Source organism: Amycolatopsis sp. NPDC051071, from assembly GCF_040682875.1.
Classification (GTDB): Bacteria; Actinomycetota; Actinomycetes; order Mycobacteriales; family Pseudonocardiaceae; genus Amycolatopsis.
Genome location: NZ_JBFBBY010000121.1, coordinates 1 through 23,315, shown reverse-complemented (window position 1 = coordinate 23,315; position 23,315 = coordinate 1). Strand labels below are relative to the sequence as shown.

Annotated in this window: 26 protein-coding genes, 1 tRNA gene and 2 pseudogenes; 20 read left to right on the top strand and 9 right to left on the bottom strand. The window is 65.4% G+C overall.

What is annotated here, in order from left to right; genetic code table 11:
- Positions 1 to 188: 188 nt before the first annotated feature.
- The 6 genes from AB0M65_RS30170 to AB0M65_RS30145 all read left to right on the top strand — a co-directional run bounded on the left by AB0M65_RS30170 (position 189) and on the right by AB0M65_RS30145 (position 4,113).
- Positions 189 to 262, top strand: a tRNA-Ile gene (locus tag AB0M65_RS30170).
- Positions 263 to 450: 188 nt separating this feature from the next.
- The gene (locus AB0M65_RS30165) at positions 451 to 1,599 is read left to right on the top strand and encodes a hypothetical protein (protein WP_364034955.1); all 1,149 of its coding nucleotides are present in this window, start codon (positions 451 to 453) and stop codon (positions 1,597 to 1,599) included.
- A 51-nt stretch (positions 1,600 to 1,650) separates the two neighbouring features.
- Entirely contained in the window at positions 1,651 to 2,157 is a 507-nt protein-coding gene (locus tag AB0M65_RS30160; RefSeq protein ID WP_364034952.1) for a hypothetical protein, read from the top strand.
- A 21-nt stretch (positions 2,158 to 2,178) separates the two neighbouring features.
- Positions 2,179 to 2,751 (top strand): site-specific integrase, encoded by a 573-nt coding sequence (locus AB0M65_RS30155; protein WP_364034949.1) that lies wholly within the window; start codon positions 2,179 to 2,181, stop codon positions 2,749 to 2,751.
- Positions 2,752 to 3,319: 568 nt separating this feature from the next.
- Positions 3,320 to 3,760 carry a pyridoxamine 5'-phosphate oxidase family protein gene (locus AB0M65_RS30150; RefSeq protein ID WP_364034946.1) on the top strand — a complete coding sequence of 147 codons (441 nt, stop codon included), beginning with the start codon at positions 3,320 to 3,322 and terminating at the stop codon, positions 3,758 to 3,760.
- 113 nt (positions 3,761 to 3,873) lie between these two features.
- Positions 3,874 to 4,113, top strand: a complete 240-nt coding sequence (locus AB0M65_RS30145; RefSeq protein WP_364034943.1) for a hypothetical protein — start codon at positions 3,874 to 3,876, stop codon at positions 4,111 to 4,113.
- A 324-nt stretch (positions 4,114 to 4,437) separates the two neighbouring features.
- Here AB0M65_RS30145 and AB0M65_RS30140 read toward each other — a convergent pair whose 3' ends face one another.
- Complete coding sequence (locus AB0M65_RS30140; protein WP_364034940.1) at positions 4,438 to 5,007, bottom strand: TIGR03086 family metal-binding protein; 570 nt, start codon at positions 5,005 to 5,007, stop codon at positions 4,438 to 4,440.
- 64 nt (positions 5,008 to 5,071) lie between these two features.
- Between AB0M65_RS30140 and AB0M65_RS30135 the strand changes: the two genes are divergently transcribed.
- Positions 5,072 to 5,815 carry a helix-turn-helix domain-containing protein gene (locus AB0M65_RS30135; RefSeq protein WP_364034937.1) on the top strand — a complete coding sequence of 248 codons (744 nt, stop codon included), beginning with the start codon at positions 5,072 to 5,074 and terminating at the stop codon, positions 5,813 to 5,815.
- Positions 5,816 to 6,542: 727 nt separating this feature from the next.
- On the opposite strand, the gene AB0M65_RS30130 is transcribed toward AB0M65_RS30135, so the two are convergent.
- Positions 6,543 to 6,809: a hypothetical protein gene (locus AB0M65_RS30130; RefSeq protein ID WP_364034934.1), complete on the bottom strand. Its 267-nt coding sequence runs from the start codon at positions 6,807 to 6,809 to the stop codon at positions 6,543 to 6,545.
- Between the two features lie 765 nt (positions 6,810 to 7,574).
- On the opposite strand from AB0M65_RS30130, the gene AB0M65_RS30125 reads away from it, so the two are divergent.
- On the top strand, positions 7,575 to 8,228 hold the full coding sequence (locus AB0M65_RS30125; RefSeq protein ID WP_364034931.1) for a hypothetical protein: 654 nt from the start codon (positions 7,575 to 7,577) through the stop codon (positions 8,226 to 8,228).
- Between the two features lie 124 nt (positions 8,229 to 8,352).
- Here AB0M65_RS30125 and AB0M65_RS30120 read toward each other — a convergent pair whose 3' ends face one another.
- Positions 8,353 to 8,577 (bottom strand): Tn3 family transposase, encoded by a 225-nt coding sequence (locus tag AB0M65_RS30120; RefSeq protein ID WP_364034928.1) that lies wholly within the window; start codon positions 8,575 to 8,577, stop codon positions 8,353 to 8,355.
- Positions 8,578 to 8,700: 123 nt separating this feature from the next.
- Here AB0M65_RS30120 and AB0M65_RS30115 point away from each other — a divergent pair, with 123 nt between their 5' ends.
- The 6 genes and pseudogenes from AB0M65_RS30115 (at position 8,701) to AB0M65_RS30090 (ending at position 11,186) form a co-directional block, all read left to right on the top strand.
- Positions 8,701 to 8,841, top strand: a complete 141-nt coding sequence (locus tag AB0M65_RS30115) for a hypothetical protein (RefSeq protein WP_364034925.1) — start codon at positions 8,701 to 8,703, stop codon at positions 8,839 to 8,841.
- A 519-nt stretch (positions 8,842 to 9,360) separates the two neighbouring features.
- A complete protein-coding gene (locus AB0M65_RS30110; RefSeq protein ID WP_364034922.1) occupies positions 9,361 to 9,543 on the top strand; it encodes a hypothetical protein in 183 nt (60 codons plus the stop codon).
- A gap of 58 nt (positions 9,544 to 9,601) precedes the next feature.
- Positions 9,602 to 9,823, top strand: a pseudogene (locus tag AB0M65_RS30105) (helix-turn-helix transcriptional regulator); the annotation flags it as partial.
- 135 nt (positions 9,824 to 9,958) lie between these two features.
- Positions 9,959 to 10,636 (top strand): response regulator transcription factor, encoded by a 678-nt coding sequence (locus AB0M65_RS30100; protein ID WP_364034958.1) that lies wholly within the window; start codon positions 9,959 to 9,961, stop codon positions 10,634 to 10,636.
- Positions 10,637 to 10,678: 42 nt separating this feature from the next.
- Positions 10,679 to 10,837: a hypothetical protein gene (locus tag AB0M65_RS30095; RefSeq protein WP_364034919.1), complete on the top strand. Its 159-nt coding sequence runs from the start codon at positions 10,679 to 10,681 to the stop codon at positions 10,835 to 10,837.
- Positions 10,838 to 11,057: 220 nt separating this feature from the next.
- Positions 11,058 to 11,186, top strand: coding sequence for a hypothetical protein (locus tag AB0M65_RS30090; RefSeq protein ID WP_364034916.1), 129 nt, complete (start codon positions 11,058 to 11,060; stop codon positions 11,184 to 11,186).
- 95 nt (positions 11,187 to 11,281) lie between these two features.
- On the opposite strand, the gene AB0M65_RS30085 is transcribed toward AB0M65_RS30090, so the two are convergent.
- The 5 genes from AB0M65_RS30085 to AB0M65_RS30065 all read right to left on the bottom strand — a co-directional run bounded on the left by AB0M65_RS30085 (position 11,282) and on the right by AB0M65_RS30065 (position 16,511).
- Positions 11,282 to 11,896 (bottom strand): SMI1/KNR4 family protein, encoded by a 615-nt coding sequence (locus AB0M65_RS30085; RefSeq protein ID WP_364034913.1) that lies wholly within the window; start codon positions 11,894 to 11,896, stop codon positions 11,282 to 11,284.
- 95 nt (positions 11,897 to 11,991) lie between these two features.
- Complete coding sequence (locus AB0M65_RS30080) at positions 11,992 to 13,335, bottom strand: hypothetical protein (protein WP_364034910.1); 1,344 nt, start codon at positions 13,333 to 13,335, stop codon at positions 11,992 to 11,994.
- Positions 13,336 to 13,959: 624 nt separating this feature from the next.
- Entirely contained in the window at positions 13,960 to 14,271 is a 312-nt protein-coding gene (locus AB0M65_RS30075) for a hypothetical protein (protein WP_364034907.1), read from the bottom strand.
- 487 nt (positions 14,272 to 14,758) lie between these two features.
- On the bottom strand, positions 14,759 to 14,902 hold the full coding sequence (locus tag AB0M65_RS30070) for a hypothetical protein (protein WP_364034904.1): 144 nt from the start codon (positions 14,900 to 14,902) through the stop codon (positions 14,759 to 14,761).
- 436 nt (positions 14,903 to 15,338) lie between these two features.
- The gene (locus tag AB0M65_RS30065; RefSeq protein ID WP_364034901.1) at positions 15,339 to 16,511 is read right to left on the bottom strand and encodes a hypothetical protein; all 1,173 of its coding nucleotides are present in this window, start codon (positions 16,509 to 16,511) and stop codon (positions 15,339 to 15,341) included.
- A gap of 613 nt (positions 16,512 to 17,124) precedes the next feature.
- Between AB0M65_RS30065 and AB0M65_RS30060 the strand changes: the two genes are divergently transcribed.
- Together AB0M65_RS30060 and AB0M65_RS30055 are read left to right on the top strand one after the other, a co-directional pair.
- Positions 17,125 to 17,868 carry a nucleotidyltransferase domain-containing protein gene (locus tag AB0M65_RS30060; protein ID WP_364034898.1) on the top strand — a complete coding sequence of 248 codons (744 nt, stop codon included), beginning with the start codon at positions 17,125 to 17,127 and terminating at the stop codon, positions 17,866 to 17,868.
- A 691-nt stretch (positions 17,869 to 18,559) separates the two neighbouring features.
- Complete coding sequence (locus tag AB0M65_RS30055) at positions 18,560 to 19,111, top strand: hypothetical protein (protein ID WP_364034895.1); 552 nt, start codon at positions 18,560 to 18,562, stop codon at positions 19,109 to 19,111.
- A gap of 426 nt (positions 19,112 to 19,537) precedes the next feature.
- Here the strand turns inward: AB0M65_RS30055 and AB0M65_RS30050 are convergent, their stop codons facing one another.
- Entirely contained in the window at positions 19,538 to 20,113 is a 576-nt protein-coding gene (locus AB0M65_RS30050) for a TetR/AcrR family transcriptional regulator (RefSeq protein WP_364034892.1), read from the bottom strand.
- 87 nt (positions 20,114 to 20,200) lie between these two features.
- Here AB0M65_RS30050 and AB0M65_RS30045 point away from each other — a divergent pair, with 87 nt between their 5' ends.
- From AB0M65_RS30045 to AB0M65_RS30030, 4 genes and pseudogenes are all read left to right on the top strand, one after another.
- Positions 20,201 to 22,138, top strand: coding sequence for a fumarylacetoacetate hydrolase family protein (locus tag AB0M65_RS30045; RefSeq protein WP_364034889.1), 1,938 nt, complete (start codon positions 20,201 to 20,203; stop codon positions 22,136 to 22,138).
- The gene (locus AB0M65_RS30040; RefSeq protein WP_364034886.1) at positions 22,135 to 22,734 is read left to right on the top strand and encodes a DUF2867 domain-containing protein; all 600 of its coding nucleotides are present in this window, start codon (positions 22,135 to 22,137) and stop codon (positions 22,732 to 22,734) included. Before AB0M65_RS30045 ends, AB0M65_RS30040 begins: the two co-directional genes overlap by 4 nt.
- Positions 22,735 to 22,787: 53 nt before the next feature.
- A pseudogene (locus AB0M65_RS30035) lies at positions 22,788 to 22,847 on the top strand (hypothetical protein); the annotation flags it as partial.
- A gap of 129 nt (positions 22,848 to 22,976) precedes the next feature.
- A complete protein-coding gene (locus AB0M65_RS30030) occupies positions 22,977 to 23,243 on the top strand; it encodes a hypothetical protein (protein ID WP_364034883.1) in 267 nt (88 codons plus the stop codon).
- The last annotated feature ends 72 nt before the right edge of the window (positions 23,244 to 23,315 follow it).

Below are 23,315 nucleotides of genomic sequence, written 5' to 3'. Positions count from 1 at the left end.
ACCGAGTACGTCCAGTACGAGGTCGAAGGGCCCACACCACCAGGAACCACCTGGATCACGAACCCCATCGAACAGATTTGCCAGACACGCCCTAGACGATCGCGGCAGGTGAGCGCTGTGATAACTTGGAGCGAACTGGGACTTCTGTGCGTTAGCAAACGCGCTGTCGGGGTTCCGGTACACCCTTGGGGCCGGTAGCTCAGTTGGTTAGAGCAGGGGACTCATAATCCCTTGGCCGTCGGTTCGAGCCCGACCCGGCCCACAGCATCAACATCGCTGCCGACCTGCGGGGATGCTGGTCCTTCGGCGGCAATTTCGCCTTGGCTTTGATCGTGGCTGGGCTCCGTTTGCTCCGGTGTGCCGATAGTAGGAGAAGTGCTCTGTGGGGCCAGTTAGTGGCGTAGCAGCCTTTCTGCTTCCTCGTAATTCGACCGTCATCGGAAAGCCCGCATGGATGCGCGTACCCGGGAACGGCTTCCGGTCCTGCCGGTGCTGGTGCGCACCGTCGACCAGCGGCGCAAGGGCGCTTCCGCGCTTCTGCAGGCTGCCCGCCAGGCCCTGCCCGGCCAGGCATTCACCGTCGGCGGCCAGACGCTGACGCGCTCGATTACCAAGACCGCCGCGAAGATCTGGGCCGACGACCCGGCAGCCGGCAAGCGCCGCGGCCTCGGCCACGAAGACGACCACGCGTTCTGGGCCTGGGCCGCCGTCGAGGTCCTTCGTCTCACCGGCTGCCGGGTCGAAGAGTTGCTGGAGATCAGTCATCACAGCTTGATCCAGTACCGCTTGCCCGCTACCGGCGAGATCGTGCCGCTGCTGCGGATCGTCCCCTCGAAGACCGATGAGGAGAGGCTTCTTGTTGTCTCCCCGGAGTTGGCGGACGTGTTGTCGACCGTCATTCGCCGGATCCGCGAATCCGACGGCACAGTGCCGCTCGTCCCCGTTTACGACCGTTATGAATGCGTGTGGCGCCCACCGTCCCCGGTGTTGTTCCAGCGACGGTTCCCCAGCGAGATCCGGGCGATCAGCGACAGCTCGCTGTGGACCATGCTCAACTCCGCTCTCGTCCACACTGGACTGAAGGACCCTGTTGACGGGCAACCCCTGCACTATTCTCCCCACGACTTCCGGAGAATCCATCGCGACATCAACGTCACCATGGGCTACAAAGCCGTCTACCCCGACGAGGCCATCCAGGCCCACCTGGCCTTCCTCGCCCGCCGCCGATCCCTGCGGCCAGGCGAAGAATACCGCGTCCCCACCGACGAGGAATGGGAAGAATTCCTGGGCCATTTCGAGCTGAGAAAAGTCGCAACAGGAACCTGCGGCCGCGCCTTCGGAACTCCCTGCGTTCACGAGCACAGCTGCCTGCGATGCAGCATGCGCTGGCCCGACCCCGCCCAACGCTCGCGCATCACCGAGATCCGCGACAACCTCATCGCCCGCATCACCGAAGCCGAACACGAAGGCTGGCTCGGCGAAGTCGAAGGCCTCAAAGTCAGCCTTGCCGGCGCCGAGGACAAACTCGCGCAGATCGACCAGCGATCCCGCACCGATCCCGTCGACCTCGGAATCCCAACTGTCAACGGCACCCGCTGACCCCAGCACGCCACCACCAGAGCCTGCCAGTATCGAGAAGGATCTGATTCTATGCCCACTCTGATACGCCGCACTTCCGCCGAGGTGTGGGTGGACGCGTCCACAGTCGACCTGACCGGCGAATCCCTGGTGACGGAGTTCGAGCCGGACTGGACCGCGACGGGCCTGGTCGACGCCGACCCCGACGGCGACGGCGCCCGCATCCTGTGCGGACAGGAGATCGGCGACATCGTCGTCACCACCGAACTGTGGGACGACGCCCCGCCGCTGACCGCAGACGGCTTGCAGGACGTCGCCGAGGTGTCCATCGCCTGGCGATCTGCGTTCATGGACTTTGGAACGACGGACAGCGGCGAGGACCCGACCAAGCGGCTGGAAGTGCCCGGCCCCGGCGACTACCGGCTGCGCGTCCACGGGCACAACCGTGACGACGGCGACCCCCGCGAGGACGACGACCCCGCAGAGGAATACCTGATCCAGGTGTGGCCCGCCCCGCTGGACAAACCCGCCACGGTCAAGTCGACCAGCGAGACCGCGACCCTGTGGCGGAAGCAGTAAGTTCCGCGGCAAATGCAGAGAATGCTGGTCAGCCCCGAGTTGGCCGACGTCCTTAGCGCCATCGTTCAGCGTTTGCGCGCCCCCGACGGGTCTATCCCTTTGGTGATTTCCTACGACATCCGGGAGAAGGTCTGGAACTCGCCGACGCCCCTGCTGTTCCAGCGAGGCATCGGCAACGAGCGTCGCACGTTCACCCCCTCGGCCATCCGCAAGGTACAGATCAACGCGCTCGCCGTGACCGGGCTCGCCGACGTCGAGGGCAACCCGCTAATATTCCAGGCCCATGATTTCCGAAGACTCTTTGTCACGGACGCCATCATGAATGGTTTGCCGCCGCATATCGCTCAGATCATTTGTGGACACAAGAGTGTTGACACGACCATGGGTTACAAAGCCGTCTATCCTGCCGAGACGATCGAAGCCCAGCGGCGTTTATTGGCCGTCGCCGCGCCACCAGGCCCAGCGAAGAATACCGCGCCCCGACCGACGGGGAATGGAACTCCTTCCTCGCTCACTTCGAGAAACGAAAGGTGTCCGTTGGGGCCTGCGCACGAGTATTCGGATCACCCTGCATCCATGAAGATGCTTGCGTGAGATGCTCGCTCCTGCGACCGGCCAAATGCGAAGGCTGGCTCGGTGAAGTCGAAGGGCTCCAGGTCAGTTACGGCGGCGTCAAAGACAAGCTTGCTTAGATCGATTTCACCGTTTGCCGGAAAGTCGTCGCCACCGATCTCGGCATGCCGTCATTTACCGCCATCTCCGGACGAGGAACATTAACCAATGTTCAACATAGTTGTTTAGAGAGGCTTGTATCAGGTGTTCCCTGCTGCGGCCTGACCCGCACAACAACCACGGTTGAAGCGGATTCCCGACAATCTGGAGGCCCGGATTATCGAGGCTAAGCGCGAAGGCTGGCTCGGGAAGTTGAGGGGTTGCGAGTAAGCCTGACCGGCGCGAAGGACAACGTCACCCACCTTTGCCTCATCCGCCGGTCGAACAACGTCCACAGCACAGCGAAAGTGACGACCACTAGTGCACTTGCACAGCGTGTTGAATACGTTGCATAGAAGGGGTTGCCCTCTAGCGCGGTCGAGGTTACAGGCTGTCTCGGTGTCGAGGGTGGAGCGCCTGCGGCGATGATGAGTGAACGGAGAAGACGAGCATGCCTAAGGTAGCGCCGCAGACGTTCGACATTGACGAGTTTCTGTCGCGACCACTCACGGCACGGGTCGCGACGAATGGCCCAACCGTGCGACCGACCTGGTTTCTCTGGGAGGATCACGCGTTCTGGATCCTTACGGGTCCCTGGGCGAGACTGATGAACCGAGTGCAAGTCGACCCCATGCTCGCTGTCGTGGTCGACGAGTGTGACCTCACCAGGGGAACGGTCAGACAAGTCATTGCCCGTGGACAGGCTGAGGTTTTGCCCTTCGATATGCCGCGCGGTCGCCGGAAACTCGCCCGCTACCTCGGCGCCGACGAGACACGCTGGGACCGACGGTTTCGCAGTTATCTTTACGATGATCCCGCGGAAAAAAGGACAGTCTGGCTGCGGCTGCCTCCGGCCTCCTTGACCGCCAAGGATCTCAGTTACACCGTCTGAGCACAGCCAAGCCCTCAACCCGGATACACAGTTGGGGTGAGGAGATCGGCGATCGGTGCCGACCAGCCAAGCGAAAGTTTCGTTAGTTTAGAGAAGCCTGCATCCGCTGCCCGATGCTGCACGTCAACCCCAAGATGCTCGCCCGGCTCGACGAACTCGAAGCCGACCTGCTCGATCGCCGCGCCCGCGCACAGACCGAAGGCTGGGTCGGCGAGACAGAGGGCATCGACATGATCCTCACCTTCCTGCGCGCCAAGCGCGACGACACCCAACGTCGGCTCCGCCGACCCGCCGTCAACCTCGGAATTCCGGCCCTTACGCGAGCCACCGATCAGCAGGAGAAGTCGAAATGACGCCCTCGAGCGCCCAGCCAGTCGAAGTGCGGATAGGCACCGGCGCGGCCAGCCCGGCGGCGTCGACGAACTCGCCGGACTCCACCAGCTCGTCCGTCCACCTGCCCATGAACTCGCCCATCGCGTGGACCTCCTCGGGCGTCCAACGGGCCGGCCGCGGTCTCCTTGCCGGCCATCGCTTCGATGTCGGCCTGGAGGCGTAGTGCGTGATTGTGTACTTCATGGCTTGTCTCCTTGCTCGGTGACTGTCGGCCGGGACGTCGAAGCCACCGCGCCACGCTTCGACAGCTCGCGCCAGATGGGACCGACGTCACCAGTCGGAGACTACGTCCAGGCGGGATCACGGCCGGTCAGGCCGACTATGCGGTCCAAGGTGGGTGCGCCGGCCGGCACCGCGACCTCCGGTCCGTACAAGCCCATCTCCCGCCCCTGCTCCACGCCGGCGAACATCGTGTCGTGCAGATGCGCCAGCAGGTCGGCGGGCAGTTCCAGCCGCTGCCCGGTCGCGACCGCCAGGTCCCAGCCGTGCACGGCCAGTTCGCCGACGATCATGTCGCCCATGACGGGCGCGGGCAGCGTGTGCGGCGTGCCCATGCTCGTCGCGCCCTCCCAGGCGCTCGGCGGCGCCCACGACGACGCGATGTCGTCCAGCAGGGCGAGCAGGCGGCCGCACCAGTCGCCGACCGCCAGGTCCACATCGGATTCGGCGGCCGCCGGCTGCGGAACGGACTCCTTGCGGCCGGCGCCGGCGAGCGACGGGCCCCAGAACAGTAGGTGGTTGACCAGTGCCCGCACGTCGTACTCCGTGCACGGAGTCTTGTTGGCGAGCTGGTCGTCGGTGATGGTGCGGGCGACCGCGGCCATGGCCTCGGCCGCGCTGGACAGATGTGACATGGCGGCAACGCTAGGCGGCGCGGGCAGGAGGGGTATTGAACAAAGGCGACATACACTCTGCCGTGTGGGGCGGGACGTTCGTGAGCTGCGGAGTGCGTGGACCAAGTATCAGCGCCATGCGTTCCACGACCCGTCGCCGGCGCTCGCGCCATGGGGGGAGCGGTACTGGGAAGCTCGCTGGGACTACGCCGAGCCCTACCGGCAGAAGATCGTGCCGTACCCGAACGTGCACCTGTCGTTCGGCGGCGGCCGCGCGGACGTCAACGGCGTGTGCAGCGGCTACCAGCTCACGGTCCTCGAGGGCCGCGACCACGTCTTCGGCGTCGCGTTCCGGCCGGGCTGCTTCCGCCCGTTCCTCGGTGCCTCCGTCTCGACGATCACCGACCGCGTCGTCCCAGCGACCGAGGTGTTCGGCCCAGACCTGCCCACGACGCTCGACGTGCCGACCGTGGAGGCGTTCCTGCTGAAACACCTGCCGGACGACGACCCCCGCGTGCGCCAGGCGGTGGCCGCGGTCGAGCTGATCGCCAAGGATAAGGCCGTGACCAGGGTCGAACGCCTCGCCGGCGAGCTGGGGCTGAGCATGCGGGGGCTGCAACGGCTGTTCGCGGAGTACGTCGGTATCGGGCCCAAGTGGGTGATCCGCCGCTACCGCCTGCACGAGGTGACCGAGCGCATGGCCGCCGGCGGGGTGATCGACTGGGCCGCGCTGGCGGCGGACCTCGGCTACGCCGACCAGGGCCACTTCATCCGCGACTTCAAGAGCATGTTCGGCGAGCCACCGACCTGGTACGCGCAGCGGTATTAGTCCGCCTCCCGGATTTGAGTGTGGGTCGCGTCCCGGCTCCTGCCGCCCTCAGGCTGTGGACCGAGGCGGCGTACCCGCTGGATGCAGGCGCGCATCCCGGCGAGGGCTTGGTCGTAGCCGGGGGTCAGGAGATGGTGCGGGTCGCGGTCATCCAGGGGTCCCCGACGTGCACCATTTCCTGTCGGAGGAAATCGTGGCCTTGAGCCGTCTGGCGAGCGAGTTCGCCGCCGAAGTCGTCAATCACGAGTGGTCGGACGCCCCCTTCCGGATCGATCGGGCCGGGCACGACCGTGCGGGTTCAGCGCCTCGGCCGCGACTCCGGCCGGGGGCGTCCGGAACCGGTCCGATCTCGGACGGGATCTCCACCAGGACCCATGCATCCCAGACCGGCGTAGCGCCTGACGGCCGGTCACGTTCTAACTTGGCTGGGAGCATGGCCGTCACAGAGCGAGAACGTCAACGGTCAAATGGACGCTGTACGTGGAGAAGCAACCTTGCGGCCAACGAGCAGGAAGCACCGCTATGCCTTGCGGCCACGGCCTCACCGTGGGGGTGGAGGGCGGGGTCGAGGTGGTCAGTGGCGCGGTTCGAGGCTGAACACGGGCTCCGGGCACGCCGACTCATCTTGGACCGGCCTCCGGGCGGCCGAGGCTCAGAAGCGGCTCGGCGGGGCCGCGGGCCGCCGGCTACCGGACATCCGGTCACCGACGGCCCGATCAGTGCACTTTCAGCAGAAGTACTGGCCCAGCACATAGCCGCTGTAGGGCGAAGTGATGTGCCACCAGGTACCGCCGCCCGAGTCGTGTTCGACGGTCTGGCCGTAGGAGACGATTCTGCCGGTCGGCGCGCCTCCCTCGGAGTAGCGCACGTCGACAGTGTCAGCGCCGCAAAGCCAGCGTGTGCTCTGGGTGGTGGCGCTCGCGGTGGTCTGAGCACTGATTCCGATCCCCAGCACGGCGAGGATAGTGAAGCCGCCGGCGAGCAATTTTCGCATGATGAGTCTCCCCTAAAAACCGGTTGCTGGACTGGTTGAAAGTTCCCTTCCAGGATTCGAACCCGTGGAACATTAGACGGATTTTGAGGCGTGCGGTGCATCCAGCCGGGATAGTCACCGAAGAGCGCAACGGTGTCACGTAGCCGAAACCGGGCCTGGAGCAAGGATGCACAGATCGGGGGAATGGTTGACTCGATCGCCGATGCAGATGCGCCGCTCCCGTCACAGTGCGGAGGGTGTCCAGCGAGGCGAAGACGAGATCGCCGACGCCCCCCCGAGGCCGGCAGTGGGCGTTGCCGTGCCGGCGTGGGAACGGTGCCATCGGCTCGCGCGCGGTGTTACGGGTGAACGGGAGTGCGAACGGCCCGTGGGTACCGTCGGCGACCATGCTGGCGACTCGCCGCCACGCAAGCCGCGAGGGTGGACCGCGTGGCAGCTGTACGACACCGGCGAAGTGGGCGGTTGATCGCAGTGGTGCACGCCGACAATAGCGGTGACGCCGATACCCGACACGGAGCTTCCCTGCTGTGGAGGCTGCAAAGCGGCCACGCGCACTCCACGCGTCTGCCCGAGTACGGCAGATCCGTGCCGACCAGGTTCAGCAGCATTCCGACGGCACACTGACCGGCGCGGCCACAGCAAGCTTCGCTGAGGTCGGATCCGCTGCCGCTGCTGCGATTCTTTTCCTCAACGAGGCATGGCGGCTGTACGAACTACGCTGTGTGCTGGCGTAACTGTTACGAAAGGCGGCATGTGAGCCACAGCGTGGACGAGATGACCTATCGCCGTGCGGCGGTCATGTGGGCATTCATTGTCATGCGGCAGGGCGACCGGCTCGACGAGGCGGCCGGCGAGTACAACAAGGCGCTTCTTGACCAGTTCTGGCTTGACCGGCGTGACGCGGGCACTCTTTCCGGCGACTGGGCGTCCCATGTCGAGCAGGAGGTCGGCGACGGCATGAACTGGTGGGTGACCTGGACGTTCGGTGCCGACCAGTACTTCTTCCTCTCCGCAGCGGCGCAGCTACGCAAGTGTGTTCTGAAACTCCCCGACGACGGGCTGCCCGAAATTCCGAACAGCAAGATGATCCGACTGCTGCGGAACTTCGTGGAACATTGGGAAGATCCTTCCGGGGAGTCAGCCGTGAAACTCCGCGACATGATTCCCGACGCGGTTCCAGGACGGGCGGCCTTCACCAAGAAGGACGTCTGGATCGAGGGTGTGTCGACGACCGAAATCGTCATGTGGGCCAGCGACGTCGCTCGTGCTCTGCGCGCCAACGCTGCGGAAGCCGGGGACGTATTACCAGACCCAAGCAAACCCCTGCCGGAAGCGCGACCTCTCCGTGCCCCTCTCACCTCATGGTCGGGGGCGTCCGGGTCGTGGGGCGGGCTGGTCATCCGACGAGGTCAAGGTTGAGGCGGGTGTTCATGTCCAACTGGAACCGGCCGTTAGGGTTCACGTTGGTCCAGAACAGCGCGTTGAGGCCGCGCCGGTCCTCCGGGGTGAGGTTTTTCGCCCACGCCGGATTGTCGAGGACCCGTTACAGCAGCCGGGTATTGATGTAGACCAGGCAGCTCTGAAGCAGATGCAGCGCTAGCATCGACACCTCCACATGCTCCTGATCGGCGCCGGTGAGCTTGCCGTCTTTGCCGTAGAACACGACTTCGTTGGCAGAGTTCCCGTTCTCCACCACCTGCAACCCGCCGTGGATCTCCCGGCGCAGATTCTTCGACATCAGGAATTCACACGCGAAGATCGTGCGCACCACTGGTCGGTGAATTCCCCAGCGCGCCCCTGCCGCACCGGGACAAGCGCGTCAGGCTCGGGCCGTATCCGTAGGCGGGGGATACCTGGACGGCTGTGTCGCTGGCGGGAGGTCGGGGGTTCGTTGCGCAGCACCGTGAAGATGCTGGACATCGCGGCCGACGCCCGCTGGACCGCCGACGACGAAGCCCGCTGGGCCCGCAGCGACGACGCCGAGCAGGTGCCGGCCATCGTCGACCTCGACCACCGGCAAGACGAGACCTAGAGTGGGCCAACAAACCAGCAGGTCAGCCAAATCCGCCCGACTTTTCCCGGTTACTACTGCGACCCCACGGCGCCCGGTCGGAGAGCTGGAGGTGTTCCGCCAGGCCCTCTCAGGCAAAATTTTGGCGGGCCTCCCGCGCTCACAGAAGGCCCGCCGAGGTCTGTGCCCATTCCGGTTAAGAGTGGCGCAGTCCGTGGTCAAGTGTCGCTCGACCTTCAGTCGCCTGCGAAGGGTCAAGAGACCTGGTCTGGGACAAACAACGTGCTGGAGCCTGACCAAACAACGTCGGTGTGAAGTCCAAACATCGTACTCTGGTGCTGCCGGGGGTTGTGCTGGACGATAGCTCGTGACGCGACGTGAACGAGGTCAATCGAGGAGCGCTCACTCCACGGATGATGCTGGCTCGTCTTCGCCGCTCACTGCCCATTCCGGTTCAGAGAGAGGCTTGCGATGATCCCGCTTTCACGCGGGCGCCCAAGAGCGCCCATATTCGCCGTACCCAGATCCCTGTCGGTCCGGGTGTTCACCTCGGCCCGCACGTTCAAGCTGATCAGTTTCGGCTTGATCGCGTGCTTCGTGGAGGTGCTCGCGGTCCAGGGACATCCCATCGTGGTCGCCGTGTTTGCAGCCGTGGCGATCGCGACGTGCTCGGTGATCGGCCGTGATCTGGCGCAGTTCCAGCACGGTCACCTGCTGACCTGAGGCGAGCCCGGTGTGCCCGCGAAGCCGTCGCGGGCACACCGGGCCCCCGGGTGCACGCATGCCCCGTAGCGAGAAACCCATCGACATGACTCGCGGCCCGGTCGCGAAGTTTGCTGCAGAACTTCGCGAACTGCGCCGCGCCGTCGGCACGCCCACCTACCGGCAGATGGCCCAGCAGGCCAACTACTCGATCACGGTCCTCTCCCAGGCGGCCTCCGGCGCCACCATGCCACCTTGGCCGGTCGTCATGGCCTTCGTCGGTGCCTGTGGCGGCGATCGGGTTGAGTGGGACCAGCGCTGGCACGCCATGCGGCGTGACCAGGCAATACACGATGCCGTAGCGACTCATTCGCCGCCGGGTGAACCCGTGTCGTCGGGGACGTTCCAGGCGGTGCGCGATGCACAGGATCGTCAGATCAACGATTCGCCGCAGCAAGCCGCCCCGGCCAGCCTGAAGGTGTTCGTGCTGGACGACCACGAGCTCCTACGTTATGCGGTGCGCATGCTCCTGGAGAGCGAGCCGGACATCGAGGTGATCGGTGAGGCCGCTACTGCGGCTGAAGCAATCGCGCGGATCCCAGCGTTGAAACCGGATGTGGCGATCCTCGACATCCGGCTTCCCGATGGAGATGGGATCAGCGTCTGCCGCGAAGTCCGGTCGTTTATGGAGCCACCGCCCGCGTGCTTGATGTTGACGTCCTACTCGGATGACGACGCGTTGTTCGGTGCGATCATGGCGGGCGCGGCTGGATACATGCTCAAGCAGGTCTCCAGCGAGTCGCTGTTGAAGGCCGTCCGTACGGTCGCCGCGGGCGGATCCCTTTTGGACAGCACGCTCACGACATCGGTGATAGATCGCCTGCGTGACCAGGGTGAGCTTGCGGACCCCCGGTACGCCCAGCTCAGTCCGCAGGAACGGCGAGTGCTCGACTGCATCGCCGACGGCTTGACCAACCGGCAGATCGGGGAACGGCTCTACCTCTCCAAAAATACCGTGAAGAACTACGTCTCCTCCGTCCTGCGCAAGCTCGGGGTCGAGCGACGCACAGCAGCGGCGGTGTACGGCGCTAGCCGGAGAAAAGACACGGCCTGAACGCTGGTCGAGGTCGACGCCCCAGACGCCCGCTGCGAGCGGGTGTTCGAGGAGAAGGTCAGCGGCACGCTCGCCGCCGACGCCCGGCCCGGTCTGAAAGGCCGCCTCGACTTCAGGTCACGTTCTTCCAGCAGCTCGGGGCGCAGGGCCTGGGTGATCACCTCGGCGAGTTCGGACAGTAGCGAGTTGATCTCCAAGTGACGGAAGCCGTCTATCGGTGCGAGGCCCGGCCTGGTAGATCCGGTAGACGCGGAATGTGACCGTCCCGTCGTGGCGAGGTGGGGGCGGGCTGAGCCAGACCTCGTCGCCGAGGTTGATGTCACGCCGGGTTGGGAACGCGGGGCGGGTGCTCTTGTTCACGAACCCAGAGTCTGCAGGGCCGGACGGGACTGTCCGCTCAGGACACGAAAGGGTGGCCCTGGTGAAGATCGCGGTGGGGCAAAGGCTGGGTGGGGAAGTGGCCGGTTCCCTGTTGTGCGTGCACTCGCCGGAATCCGGCCACCAGCGGCCAGGCGGCGTGAACCGGAAGAAGGTCTCGCCGCGGCCGTGACGCGAATGTGCGTGAGGCAGTTTGCCGCACTGGTCAGGCGGTTACTGGGTCGCTGAACCCGGCCTTGCCGCCGTTTACGTGGCCGGGGTTCTGGCTCATGGCCAGGTCAGTGCTCCGTCGTCGCGGATGGCCGGAGCTCCTGGAGTGGGTGGGGCCTGGGCCGTGGCGGGGTGGCTGTCGAGGCGTTCGGCGGTGTCGGTGAGCATGGCGCCGATGCTGGCCCAGGTGGTGCGGTGGGCGCCGGCTTGGGCCATCCAGTCCATTACGCAACCGTGGTCGGTTCCGGGGCGCAGGTCGATGGCCAGGACTGCGCCGTCGACGGCACGGCAGACGGGGAGCAGGGCGGTGCAGAACCCGAAGGTGGCGTCGCCGGCGGCGCGCTGGTGCTGTCCATCGGCCCGGCAGCAGTCCTGGTCCGGGTAGGCGCTGAGACTGGCCCATTCCTCCCGCACGCGTGCCACCGGCAGTGGCATGTACACCCCGGGGACAGTGAAAGCGGTGCGATAGTCGGCGTCGTCGTCGACGCCGTCCATCAGGCGCCACCACGCCAGCAGGTCGTCCGGGAACGGTCGTCCCACCGCGTTCTGCACGGTGCGGATCTCGTCGGCGGGTGCCGGGGGCCGGAGGGTGGCCGAGCTGACTGGCGTATGGATACGCAGCCAGGCGGTGATCCGCTCCCAGGCTGAGTCGACGACGCCGTTCACCGTCATGGGCTCCTTCCTGTCTGACCAAAGGAGTGGTGGTCCGCCGGGGGCTGCTCGTTCCCCGGGGACCACCACGGGTCCCTTGTCAGTTCCGGTTTCGGTCAGGGGTTGATCGGGATGAAGAAGCGTTCCTGATCGTTCGGGTCAAGTTTCGGGTCTCTGCCCAGGTCCAGGATGCGGTCGTTCTCGTACCAGCCGAACAGTCGTCGGCCGGCTTCCCGGTTCTGCTCACGGTTGACCCACCGTACCGTGTAGTCCAGCGCGTATTGGGCGCCGTCGTACTCGTTGCGCGCGGAGCCCTCGTAGGTGGACGCGAAGGCGTATTCGTCACAGTCGAACGGTCCACCGTCCGGTGGTTTCGGTGGCATCTGCACGGTGGCGCAGAAGTTCGTCGATACCGTGCGGTTGCGAGCGGCGCGGGCTCTGGAGTCCTCGTTGCGGCCGGTGGCCAGCCGGTGCAGCGTGTCCCCGGGTGCGGGGGAGCCACCCAGGATCCGTTTGCCCTGTTTCGGCGGCACGGTCGCATCGGGATTGGCGCGGGCCTCCTCGACGTGCACGGCGTGCCCGGCCACGGCCTGGTCGGTCCTGGAGTAGGACATGCCCGGCACGGCCCGGTCGAAGATGCTGCCTTGCTTGTCACGCAGGTAGAACGCGCTGTCGAACCGCAGCCCGCCCTCCGGGCTGACCGACTTCAGGTCGATGTCGCGTTTCGGGGTGAACTCGTACTCGAACTTGAACACGCCTTGGGCCAACTGCTCCCCGAACTCCACGCCCGGCTGGTAACCGTCGGAGAGCAGATCGAAGTAGGAGTTCGGATCGAGACGCCACTGCGGGATCGTCGCCTTCCGAGTTTCGAACCTGCCCGGGTGGCACGCGCGGTCGTTGGGGATCCCGAAGCCGACCCGGTACTCGCCCGCGCATTTGATGGTCGCCTGCATCGTGGCGTTGGGCTGGCTGAACGCCCCTTGGGTGTAGACGATGGTGGTTTCCAGCCGGAAGTCGGCGAAGCGTTGTGTCGCGTTCTCCGCGTGTGGCCCGATCTTGCCGTAGCCGACCACGACGCTGGTCGCGCCGATCGCGCCGATGACCTGGCAGCCCCTGGGCCCGCACTTCAGGTCCACCGCCCAGACCAGGTCGATCTGGCAGTAGGAGAACCTGTTCTTGATCCATCCCGCGTCCTTGCCCGCGGTATCGGCCTTCGCCAGGCAGTCGGTGTGATTCGTGTATTCATAGGGGTTCGCCGGCTTGCTGCTGCCTGGGAACCGGGAACTGTCCACCACATAGGGCGGATCGGCCGCCGCGACCCGCGGTTTTCCCTGCGGCGGTGTCTGTCCCGCGGCCGCGCTGGGCCGGATTCCGAGCGCGTTCAGATTGCCGTCACGCTCCAGTGTCATTCGGACGATATCCGGATTCCGCACCAGCGCGGGATCGCGGATGACGTACATTTCCGATCGGTACGTCACCGCATCGTTCGCTTGCGCGGGAACCGAACTCATCATCAGCGCAGTGACGGACGCTACCGTCACGAGCGCATGGCTGAGACGTATCACAGTCGTTAATCCTCCCCAGGATTCTGCAGTCGACAGCCACGTATGGGGCTGTCAGTTAGATAATGGCGAAGCGTTCAGGTGTTCGACGACCGCCAATCGTGTGACATCGATTTCAGTTAATTCTAAATAGGGGAAGGATGGGAAGGGTTGTGAATTGGTTGGTGCAGTCGGCGACGCGCTGTCACAAATGCGAAATCCTTGCTGTGGCGCGCTCCACTAGAATAATGTCACATCCCCGAAAGGGTTTTCGATGCGTCACGATTCATTTCTTTCTCGTGGTGATCTCGTGGAACTTCTCAGGTTTGCCGCATGAGTTTGACGGAATTCATAGGTGCTTCGACAAAATTCGGCCGATACGCGGCGTGATAGTGCCATGCCGTGTATCGGCCGATCGCCACGATTTTCGTGGCGATCGACCCCTGGCTACGCCCGTCGCGGCAAGATCACTGCACTCAATGTCGGCGTGTCGCGAGTGGCCTCAATCTGGGGCAGTTTCAGGCTGTGTCCTGCGGTTGTGTCTCATGAGTCGCTGTGCAGCCACTCGGCAAGGGCGGTGTAGTCGGTGTCTGTGAGGCCCTGACGGGGGTCGATGCGATGGAGGAGGGCTTGCCCGTGATGGTGCGTGGACACCCAGGTTCGATCGGTGTCGGTGATCTCGTCGTCGATCCAGGCGTATGGGCGTCCTGCCGCCCAGTTGACGACGGTGCGGGTCTTCCAGTGCAGCCCGTCGCGCTCGTCCTGTTCATCGATGTCGGATGGTTCCGGCCGGGCCACCACCGGCAACTGTGGTAGGCCGATTAGTGGCGCGACGCAGTTGTTCGCGTCGGCCATCCAGGTCGTCGCCCGGACCAGATCGCCTTTGTAGCGCTGTCAACCGTTGTCCATGGTCGGGGTTGATCCGGGCTAGGAGCGGGTTCGAGCCGGCCCCTTGTGGTGCGAGATCTGTCTGGTAGGTCGGATACTGCCGCAGCGGACCGCCGAATGGGATGAGCGGCCCGTCGACATCGAGGAAGATCAGCGGACGCTGCATGGTGGACAACCAGCACTTGACCGATCTGGGCTTGTCAAGCGGCTATTCGGCGAGGAGCCATTCCTCGGGCAGGGTGCCGTCGCTCACCCGCCGCCTACCGGGCGGGCTACGCGCTCAGCCGCGAGTGGCCCCGGCGCCCGGCGCGGTCGGCCAGTGGTTATGGGCTTGGTCCACGGTGGCGGCGTCTGCCGGTCGGGCATCACTGTCCATTCGGACCACCGGTCCGGGTGGGATGCTTCGTTCAGGCCGTTGTCCGGGCTCCGGAAAAGGCGGCGTGTAGCGCCGTGATCAGGGATTCGTCGTCGGCGAAGGAGGGTTCCCGCCGACGGGCAGCCAGACCTGGCCGACGAGTTGGTCGCCGTGGTGATGGACGAGCGCGATGCCGGGGTAGAAGAGAGTGGCAGGGCGGCCGTCGACGTCGTAGACCGTCACCGTCCTGTCGGCTTAACGCAGCTGGACAACTCGCTCGGCCGTGCAGGCCGCACCTCTTTGGTTCGTCGTCCCTGTGATGTCGCGTCCCGGTGTGCGCATGTAACTGCCGCACCCGGGGGCTCTGGTCGGATCATCAAGTCCATCGCAGAATCGAGACGTCCTGTGCGCACCGGCGCTCGGCAAGAACGAAGACCACGCTGCGCCAGCTCTTCCCGGTCGCAGCGAAGTCTGCTGGCCAGACGCATGGAGGGAGTCCGCCGGAGACGCTCTCGAACGCCGGACTGCCGGAAGTCATTGGACCCGATTGCCTGTCAGGCCGCGGCTGGCTTGCGGAACCCGACTTTGCGTTGACAGTCAACGGCTGGCACGTCGCGCATGAGCTGCTGTGGCTGCTGGGCCAAGCGCCTCGCGGCATGAGCGGATGTCGCAGGTTGGTCTACCAGTCACGGATGGATTCGAGGCCTTTGATCAAGTGTTCGCCTGCCTGGGTGAGATCGCGTCCGAGTTCCTCCTCGGCGGTTTTCACGGTGCCGGCTAGCGCGTCGAAGAGTTCTTCACGTTCCACTGTTTCGATGAAGGAATTCCGACGATCCATGTGGTTGAAGGCCTCGCCGTACTCGCGCCCGAGCGAGAACAGCTTCGACAGCTGATCGGCCGTCTCCGGTGCACGGAGCTCGGCCAGCACGGCACGTCGCGTGGTCTTGTACTGGGCGACGGCTTTTTTGAAGCGAGCGGTGCTGATGTGCTCGCGCCCATCCCAGTCACGCAGCGGGTTGTCCCGATTCTCCGCGACCCAGTTCGGCTTTCGGGGCTCGCGGATGTCCACGTCAGTTCCGTTGGGGATCTCCGTGCGCCAGGTCGCTCGCATGGCGGTGGCGTATTCGGCAGGCACGCTGGACAGGGACAGCGCCTCAAGGTGCGGAATATTCTCCGGTGTGATCCGGTCCATGCTGGTCATGCCGAAGAGGTCGGAGATGGAGAGCCGCTGAAGCGCGGCTAGCCGGTTGAGGCTCTCGGCATTGGTCAGCGTGCCGAGCTTCCCGTGCAGAGTCAGCCGTTTCAGGCCGGGATAGGCAGCGACCACACGGGAGCAGTCGAGGGTGTCCACGACGGTGATCTCCACGTCATAGACTTCCCCATCGGAGCCTGGGCGACCGCCGACCTCGTGGCGGAAATCCTCATCGCTGAACCTTCGGGCACCCGGGTCCTCCCAGGAGTCGCGATTGCCACCGTCCCAGGAGCGCTGCAGGGCCAGTTGCAGCCCGAGCCGCCATGCGGAGCCGTAGCTGTTGGAACCTTGCGTTCGCAGCAGCGGCTGGTTGCCGATCACCTTGTGGCTACGAGGAAGAACCCAGTTGAAATGACAATGAGACAGCTTATCTTTCCAGCTGTGATGGGTCAGCCGCAAGGGCGCGAGATCTCCCAGGTCCAGCAGCGACGTCGGCTCTGGACCTGACCAATTTAGGTCCAGCACATCCACCTTCTTCCAGTCCCCGTCGATGCCGGTGATCTGCCCGGCGGTCCACTCGCCAAGCGCGTCGGAGTACGCGACGACAACGTCACCGACCACGATGGGCCGCGGCGGCGAGGAAAACGATCTAGGAGCCATGCGAAGAGCCTACCGATTTGCAAGCTGCTCGCGACCTCTGGCACAAACCCCCAACACTGGCGCGCCCGCAATGGCCAGACCCACCCGCTCATCGGCATGACAGGACGTTCAGTCGCCATCGCCATGATCGGTTCGCACAGTGGGTCTGGAACATGTTCTCACGTCGGATCGCCTGCTGTCGGTGGTCTCACAACGGTGGCAAACGACACCGTAGGGTCGCAGCAGCAATTGAACAGATAGTGGCGGCTGAAAGCTGCTTAGTCCCAAACGATTTGGTGCTCATGTAACCACGCTGGCGGATCCATGGCGCCGCTTTGAGTTGATTGGGCGATTCTGCGATCGCGGCTTCGCTGTTCGATCCACCGCGGCACGCCGCGTCGGTGTGTCGTGCGGCTGCGGCGGCTTGCCCTCGCTCGAATGACTCTTTCGCGTCGCATGGCTTCGAAGGCTTCGAGTGCCGCCGCTGCCACTTGGTTACTGCGCCCGGGCTCGTTTAGGGTGGGGTTCGAGCCCGGCTGACGGCGGTAGACGCTTGGTCTCGGGCGATGCCCGGCATCGTGAAGACGGTATTCACAATGCCTCCCTGTTTCTGTGATGTTTTAGGGTTGTTTGCATGTTTTCGATCATGCAGAGGACGGCCGTCCGGGACGCTCTTCTCTCCCGGGCGCGTGATGATGCCGAGGTCAGAGCGGCAGCGTTGGTTGGCTCCGGAGCGACAGGCCGTGAGGACGCGTGGTCGGATATCGATCTCGCGCTGCGTATCGTCCCCACGGCGGAGCCGGACGAGGTCAGTGCTCGCTGGACCACCAGACTCTATGACGAGTACGACGTGGCGCACCATCTCGACGTTGTGGCCGGAGGAGTCCTCTATCGGGTGTTCCTCCTCGCCAGCTCGTTGCAGATCGATATTTCGTTCTGGCCCGATGATCAGTTCCGGGCGACCGAGCCGGGATTCAACCTGATATTCGGCACAGCGAACACGCCGACGAACCCAGCAAGCCCCGACCCTGATCACCTCGCAGGGATGGGATGGCTGTACGGGCTGCATGCACGCTCCGCGATCGCACGGGGCCGTCGATGGCAGGCCCTGATGATGCTCGACGGCGTGCGTGATCAGATCATCGCGCTGGCCTGCGTCCGCTATGGCCTCAATCCACACAACGGCCGGGAGGCCGACAAGCTCCCTGCCGAACTGCTCGACGAACTTGTGCGGGCGCGCGCCCGCACGACAGACGATCACGAGCTGCGCCGCGCCAACGAGGTATCCATCGGAGCACTCGTCCGGGAGATCGCTCGTCATGACGAGACGCTTGCGCAGCGCCTCGCGATGCCGGTCGAGGCCCTCGCTCGCCCCTGACACGGCTGGCTCCGGCACGGAGAGACGCCCGTGCTGCGGGCGCCGCTTGCAAGGTGGTCCGGCATTCTTACGGCGGTGCGGTCGACCGGTTCGACAATCGTGACACGCCACCAGCACGCCTGAACATCCTCACATGCCGCTGGCCGGTAGCTCGGTTTGGCGAACACCGACCGGGATGGCGCTTTGACCTGTATATAAACGTCCATGTCGAGGTCGAGGTCGAGGAGAAGCATCGACGTCGTGGGGCAGGACGTGTGCTGGTGAACGCCGTCATGGAGCGGGGCACCAAGTTCCAATGGTCGATGCTGCCCATCAACCGTGACCCGGTCGCCGTCGCGTTCTGAGCCCGGGTCGGAGCGGTCGGGCCGGCGAGCCCACATTCGTGCACGCATCAGGTCAAACAAAGGAGTCGTGTCCGCTCGTGCGCGGTGGACGCAGTGGTGGTGATGCATCGTGCTCACGACAAAGCTCGTTCAGCAGCTGCTTACAGTAAGAGCATTGCAGGCGGCGCTGAGCGGTGGCTGACTAAGTGGGGTCGCAGTCGACGTCGTGCCGTGGCTTCGTCGAGCGGGTTCGTCATTGGCGGAGCGCTTCGAGGTCGTTGCCGGACTCGCCATCGCCCGGGCGGGTGCGGGAGCTCGATGTTCCCAGGGTGCGGGGTTTGGTCTTGGACGTTTGGAAGGATGACGGCTTGACGGAAGCATCTGCGGACTCGCAGCGACGGTTTGACCTCAAGGCTTTACGCGATGTCGTTCAGGCCGAACTGGCCGCGGCTGGATTGCCGGTCGCTCCTGGTGACGGTCCGGCAGGTACCGCTGGAGCGGTCGTGGTGGTCGATGTGCCGGATCTGCGTGGCGTGTTGGTCGGCTGGAGTGAGCACGCCGTCCTTATGGACGCGGCGAAGGATGCCTGGTTCGAGGACCCGCATCGGGAAGGCGAGGAATGCGCTGCGTTCGAGCGGTTGCTGTCCACAATCGGCGAGGCGATGTCCACGGCGATGCGGATCATCCTGACGGCCGCCGGGATGGAGGTGTCCGTTACCGACAACGACTACGCACCGCATGAGCTTCTGGTGACCCGCAGGATCGTCCCGTCGGTGTGGCGTGCACGCCGAGACGCGCAGTTCACCCGGAGATACGAGTCGATGGGCACGGCCTGGAATGCGAGGAACGCCGCTGAATGCTCGAAGCCGGACTGCGAGCACCATCACCCGAAGAAGAACGAGGCGGGGACACTGCCCTAAGGTATCGACGCTATTCCGCCGGTTGCGATAGCGGACCCTGCCAGCAAAGCGAAGGATGTTGCCCGCAACCGCACGATGGTCCAAGTGGTGGTGATCGTGTGAGCCAGCGGGTGCGCCGATGGGGTGATGCCTGCGAGAATCGCTCTCGAGAACAGGGCATCGCGCGCCAGATGGCTTCGGCGACGTCTGGCGACAAGCCCGCTGCGGCGGCGCGTGCCCGGGCGGCTTCGACCACAGCGTCGGCCTGGCGGGTGCGCGGACGGACTGTTCGTCGGTTCTGAAGTCCGCCGCGGCCCGGACCAGTTGCTGCCGCTGAGTCAGCAGGTCGGGTCAGTCGTGTGGCCAGTTCATCGATGCGGCCGCGGGCGTCGGCGAGAGAGAAGTCAACTCGGCTTTAAGCTTTTCCTCGGTCGGGTTTCGAGCGGTTCAGAGACCGGCTGAGCGCAGCAGGGCGCCGAACGTCGCGTATGTGCGGTCGAGGTCGATCGAATCCGGGGCGATGCGCCACTGCTGGTGGACGCCCATGACCGTGCCGAGTAGGACGATGCTCAGCTCTTCGGCGCGTACGTCGTCGGCGAGTTCGGCGCGTTCGACCCAGGATCGCACTTGGTCGCGCAATGCCTTGTGCAGGTCGGCGTACCACTTGTGCAGTGCCGACCCCGGTTCCATGGCCTCGGCGATGAGGGTGACGAAGAGCTGGGTCGACGGGTGTCTGGTGAACGTCACGAGCGTGCGCAGTGCCTCGTCGAGTGTGCCGGATTCGAGGGCGTCCGCGTCGGTCCGCAGCTCCGCCATGACGTGTTCGACGACTGCGGCGAGCAGGCCCTCCTTGTTGCCGAAGTGCCACGGGATCGAGCCGCGGCTCACCCCGGACCTCGTCGCGATGTCTTCGAACGTCGTCCGCCGGTAAGTGCGCTCGGCAAACAGTTCGGCCGCCGCCGTGATCAGGAGCCGGCGGCTCTCCTGGGTCATCTCCGTGCGCCGGGTCGCCCGTGAAGTCATTGTCACAGTCACACAGTCTACCCGTGGCTGGAAAGCCACTGGCTTGCCATGCAACACTCCCTATGTTGGACAACATAGGGAGTGTTCATGAAGTGGGTCACTTATCGGTCCGAGCAGGGCGACCGCGTCGGTGTCGTGCGGGACGGCGACATTCACGCACTGGCAGCAGGCGCGGAGTTGATCGAGCTGGTCGGGCGAGGCGCCGACGGCTTACGTGAGGCGGGCGAGCGGGCATTGCGGTCACCGGCCGTAGTGGTGCCGCTGGCCGGGGCGGCACTGCTCGCGCCGATCCCGCGGCCACCGGCCCTCCGGGACTGCCTGTGCTTCCTGGACCACATGCGTAACTGCCAGGAAGTGATGGGCGCGGGCCGGGTGTTGAAGGACGCTTGGTACGAGATTCCCGCGTTCTACTTCGCGTGCCCGTCGACGGTGGTCGGCCCGCACGAGCCGGTGCCCATGGCGCCGGGCAGTAGGTGGTGGGACTTCGAGCTGGAGATCGCCGCCGTGATCGGCGCAGGCGGCCGGGATTTCACGCCTGCCGAGGCGGAACAGGCGATCATCGGCTACATGATCTACAACGACTGGTCCGCCCGGGACCTGCAGATGCGGGAATCTCCCCTGGCGATCGGGCAGGCCAAGGGCAAGGACTCCGTCACCACGCTCGGGCCGTATCTGGTGACAGCCGACGAGCTGGAGCCGTACCGGCGCGACGGAAGGCTCGCTCTTGAGGTCGAAGCCACCGTCAACGGAGAGCGGGTCGGCGGCGGCCGCACCGACGCGATGGACTGGACCTTCGGTGAAGTGATCTCGTACGCCTCCCGTGGTGTCGATCTGCTGCCGGGCGAGGTGTTCGGCTCCGGGACGGTGCCGACCTGCTGCCTGATCGAGCACTTCTCGCCCGGCGACCCGGCGTCCTTCCGCGGCTGGCTGAAACCGGGTGACGAGGTGGCCTTGCGGGTGGAGGCGCTGGGGGAGACCCGGCAGACCGTCGTCGCCACGCCCGCGCCGCACCCGATTCCCGCCCGGCGGAACCCCGATGCCGCACCGCGCAGGCAACGGGTGAACCCCGCGCGGTCCCCGAAGGTGCCTTACGTCAAGGGACTGCACGAGGTCGGGCCGAACGTCTGGGCGTGGCTGCTGCCCGACGGGGGCTACGGGTGGAGCAACGCGGGCCTGATCGCGGGAGTTGACGCCGCACTGCTCGTGGACACGCTCTTCGACCTGCGCCTGACCGGCGAAATGCTGGCGGCGATGAAGCCGATCACCGACCGACACCCGCTGACCCACGCGGTGCTCACTCACGCCAACGGCGATCACACGCACGGCAACCAGCTGCTCGACGACACCGTGCGCCTCATCGCGGCGGCCGACACCGCGAAGCAGATGCATCACGAGGTCGCCCCAGACCTGCTGGCCGCGGTGCAGATCGCGGAGCTGGGCCCGGTGCTGACCCCGTATCTGCGGGAACGCTTCGGCCCGTTCGAATTCCAGGGCATCACGCTGCGGCTGCCGGACGACACGTTCGATCGGGAACTCACGCTGAACCTCGGCGGCCGGGAGGCGCGCGTGCTGAACCTGGGGCCCGCACACACCAGCGCCGACTCGGTGGTGCACATTCCGGACGCGGGTGTCCTGTTCGCCGGCGACCTGCTGTTCATCGGCTGCACCCCGATCGTGTGGGACGGGCCGATCGCCAACTGGATCGCCGCCTGCGACATCATGCTCGCGCTGGACGCCCCCACCATCGTGCCCGGTCACGGACCGGTCACCGACGCCGATGGCATCCGCGCGGTCCGCGGTTACCTCACCCACGTGGTCGAGCAGGCCGACGCCGCTCACGAGAAGGGCCTGACCTTCCGTGAGGCGGCCGCGACCGTCGACCTGGCCGGGTACGCCGCCTGGCTGGACGCCGAGCGGATCGTGGTCAACCTCTACCAGCGCTACCGGGAACTCGAACCCGGCATGGCCGCGCTGGCGCAGAACGAACTTCTCGCCCTGATGGCGGAATGGGAGGCCGCACGATGACGCGACTCGACAAGGCCGCCTACACCGACCGACCGTGGCGCATCCACGAGTTCGCCGGTGACTTCGAGGTCGAGGACACGTGGGCGTTCCGCACACCCGGCGCGGGACCCGGGGACTTCCCGGTGATGCTCGCCGCGATGCGCGAAGCCGGCGGGCTCGCGAAGCAGCCGAGGCCGGTGCGTTTTCTGTTCTGGGCGCGGTGGAGGCTCGGTGCGCTCTTCGGCTGGGACAAGACATCGGACGGTGTCGGAGCGCGCGTCGCCTCGCTCCGTGACCGCTTGCCCGAAGACCTCCGCGATGCCCCGCGCGGCCCGGACGGGGACCTGCCGCTCAAACCGGTCTACGAACTCGGCACCGAGGCGGCCCGTGAACTGGCGAACAAGACAGCGCACGCGGTGATGCACCTCGGCTGGGCGCAACGGTCCGACGGCGAGCACGAACTGCGGATGACCGTTCTGGTCAAGCCGAACGGAACCTTCGGCCGGATCTACATGGCCGCCATCGCGCCGTTCCGCTACCTCCTCGTCTACCCGGCGCTGACTCGGCGCTGGGAAGGCGCCTGGCGTGAACGCGACCACCTGGAAGGGACCCGATGAGTACCGCATGAACGCTTCGATGGGCGAGCGGACAACCAGGCTATGACGCCGCGGACCGGCTGAGCTCGCTGACCGACCAGGCGGGCAAGGTCACCGGCTACGGCTACGACAACGCCGGGAACCCGCACGTCGGCGTCCCTGCCCGGTGGGAGCAAGCAGACCATCGAGGTCGACGCCAGCGGTCGGCTCTCCCACGGGGCAGGAGCGTTCCGGCGTTCAGCGCAGACGGCAGCACGCTCGCGATGACCGACGCCGACGCGTCGATCGTGGTTCTGCGTTTCCAAGAAGGCGAAGGCGCCAACACTATTGCCACGCTGTATGGACTAGGGCGTGTCTGGCAAATCTGTTCGATGGTCTTCGTGATCCAGGTGGTTCCTGGTGGTGTGGGCCCTTCGGCCTCGTACTGGACCGTACTCGGTCGAAGGGCCCGCGCCGCCAGGGGCCGCCTGGGCGCGAAGACCGCGAACGAGATTTGCCAGACACGCCCTAGCTTGAGTTTTAACGTCTGAGTGGCCGGGTGACACCCTGGTTGATCATGAGTGAAGCCCTTGGTTGATCATTCCTTCTTGCGACAGAGGGAA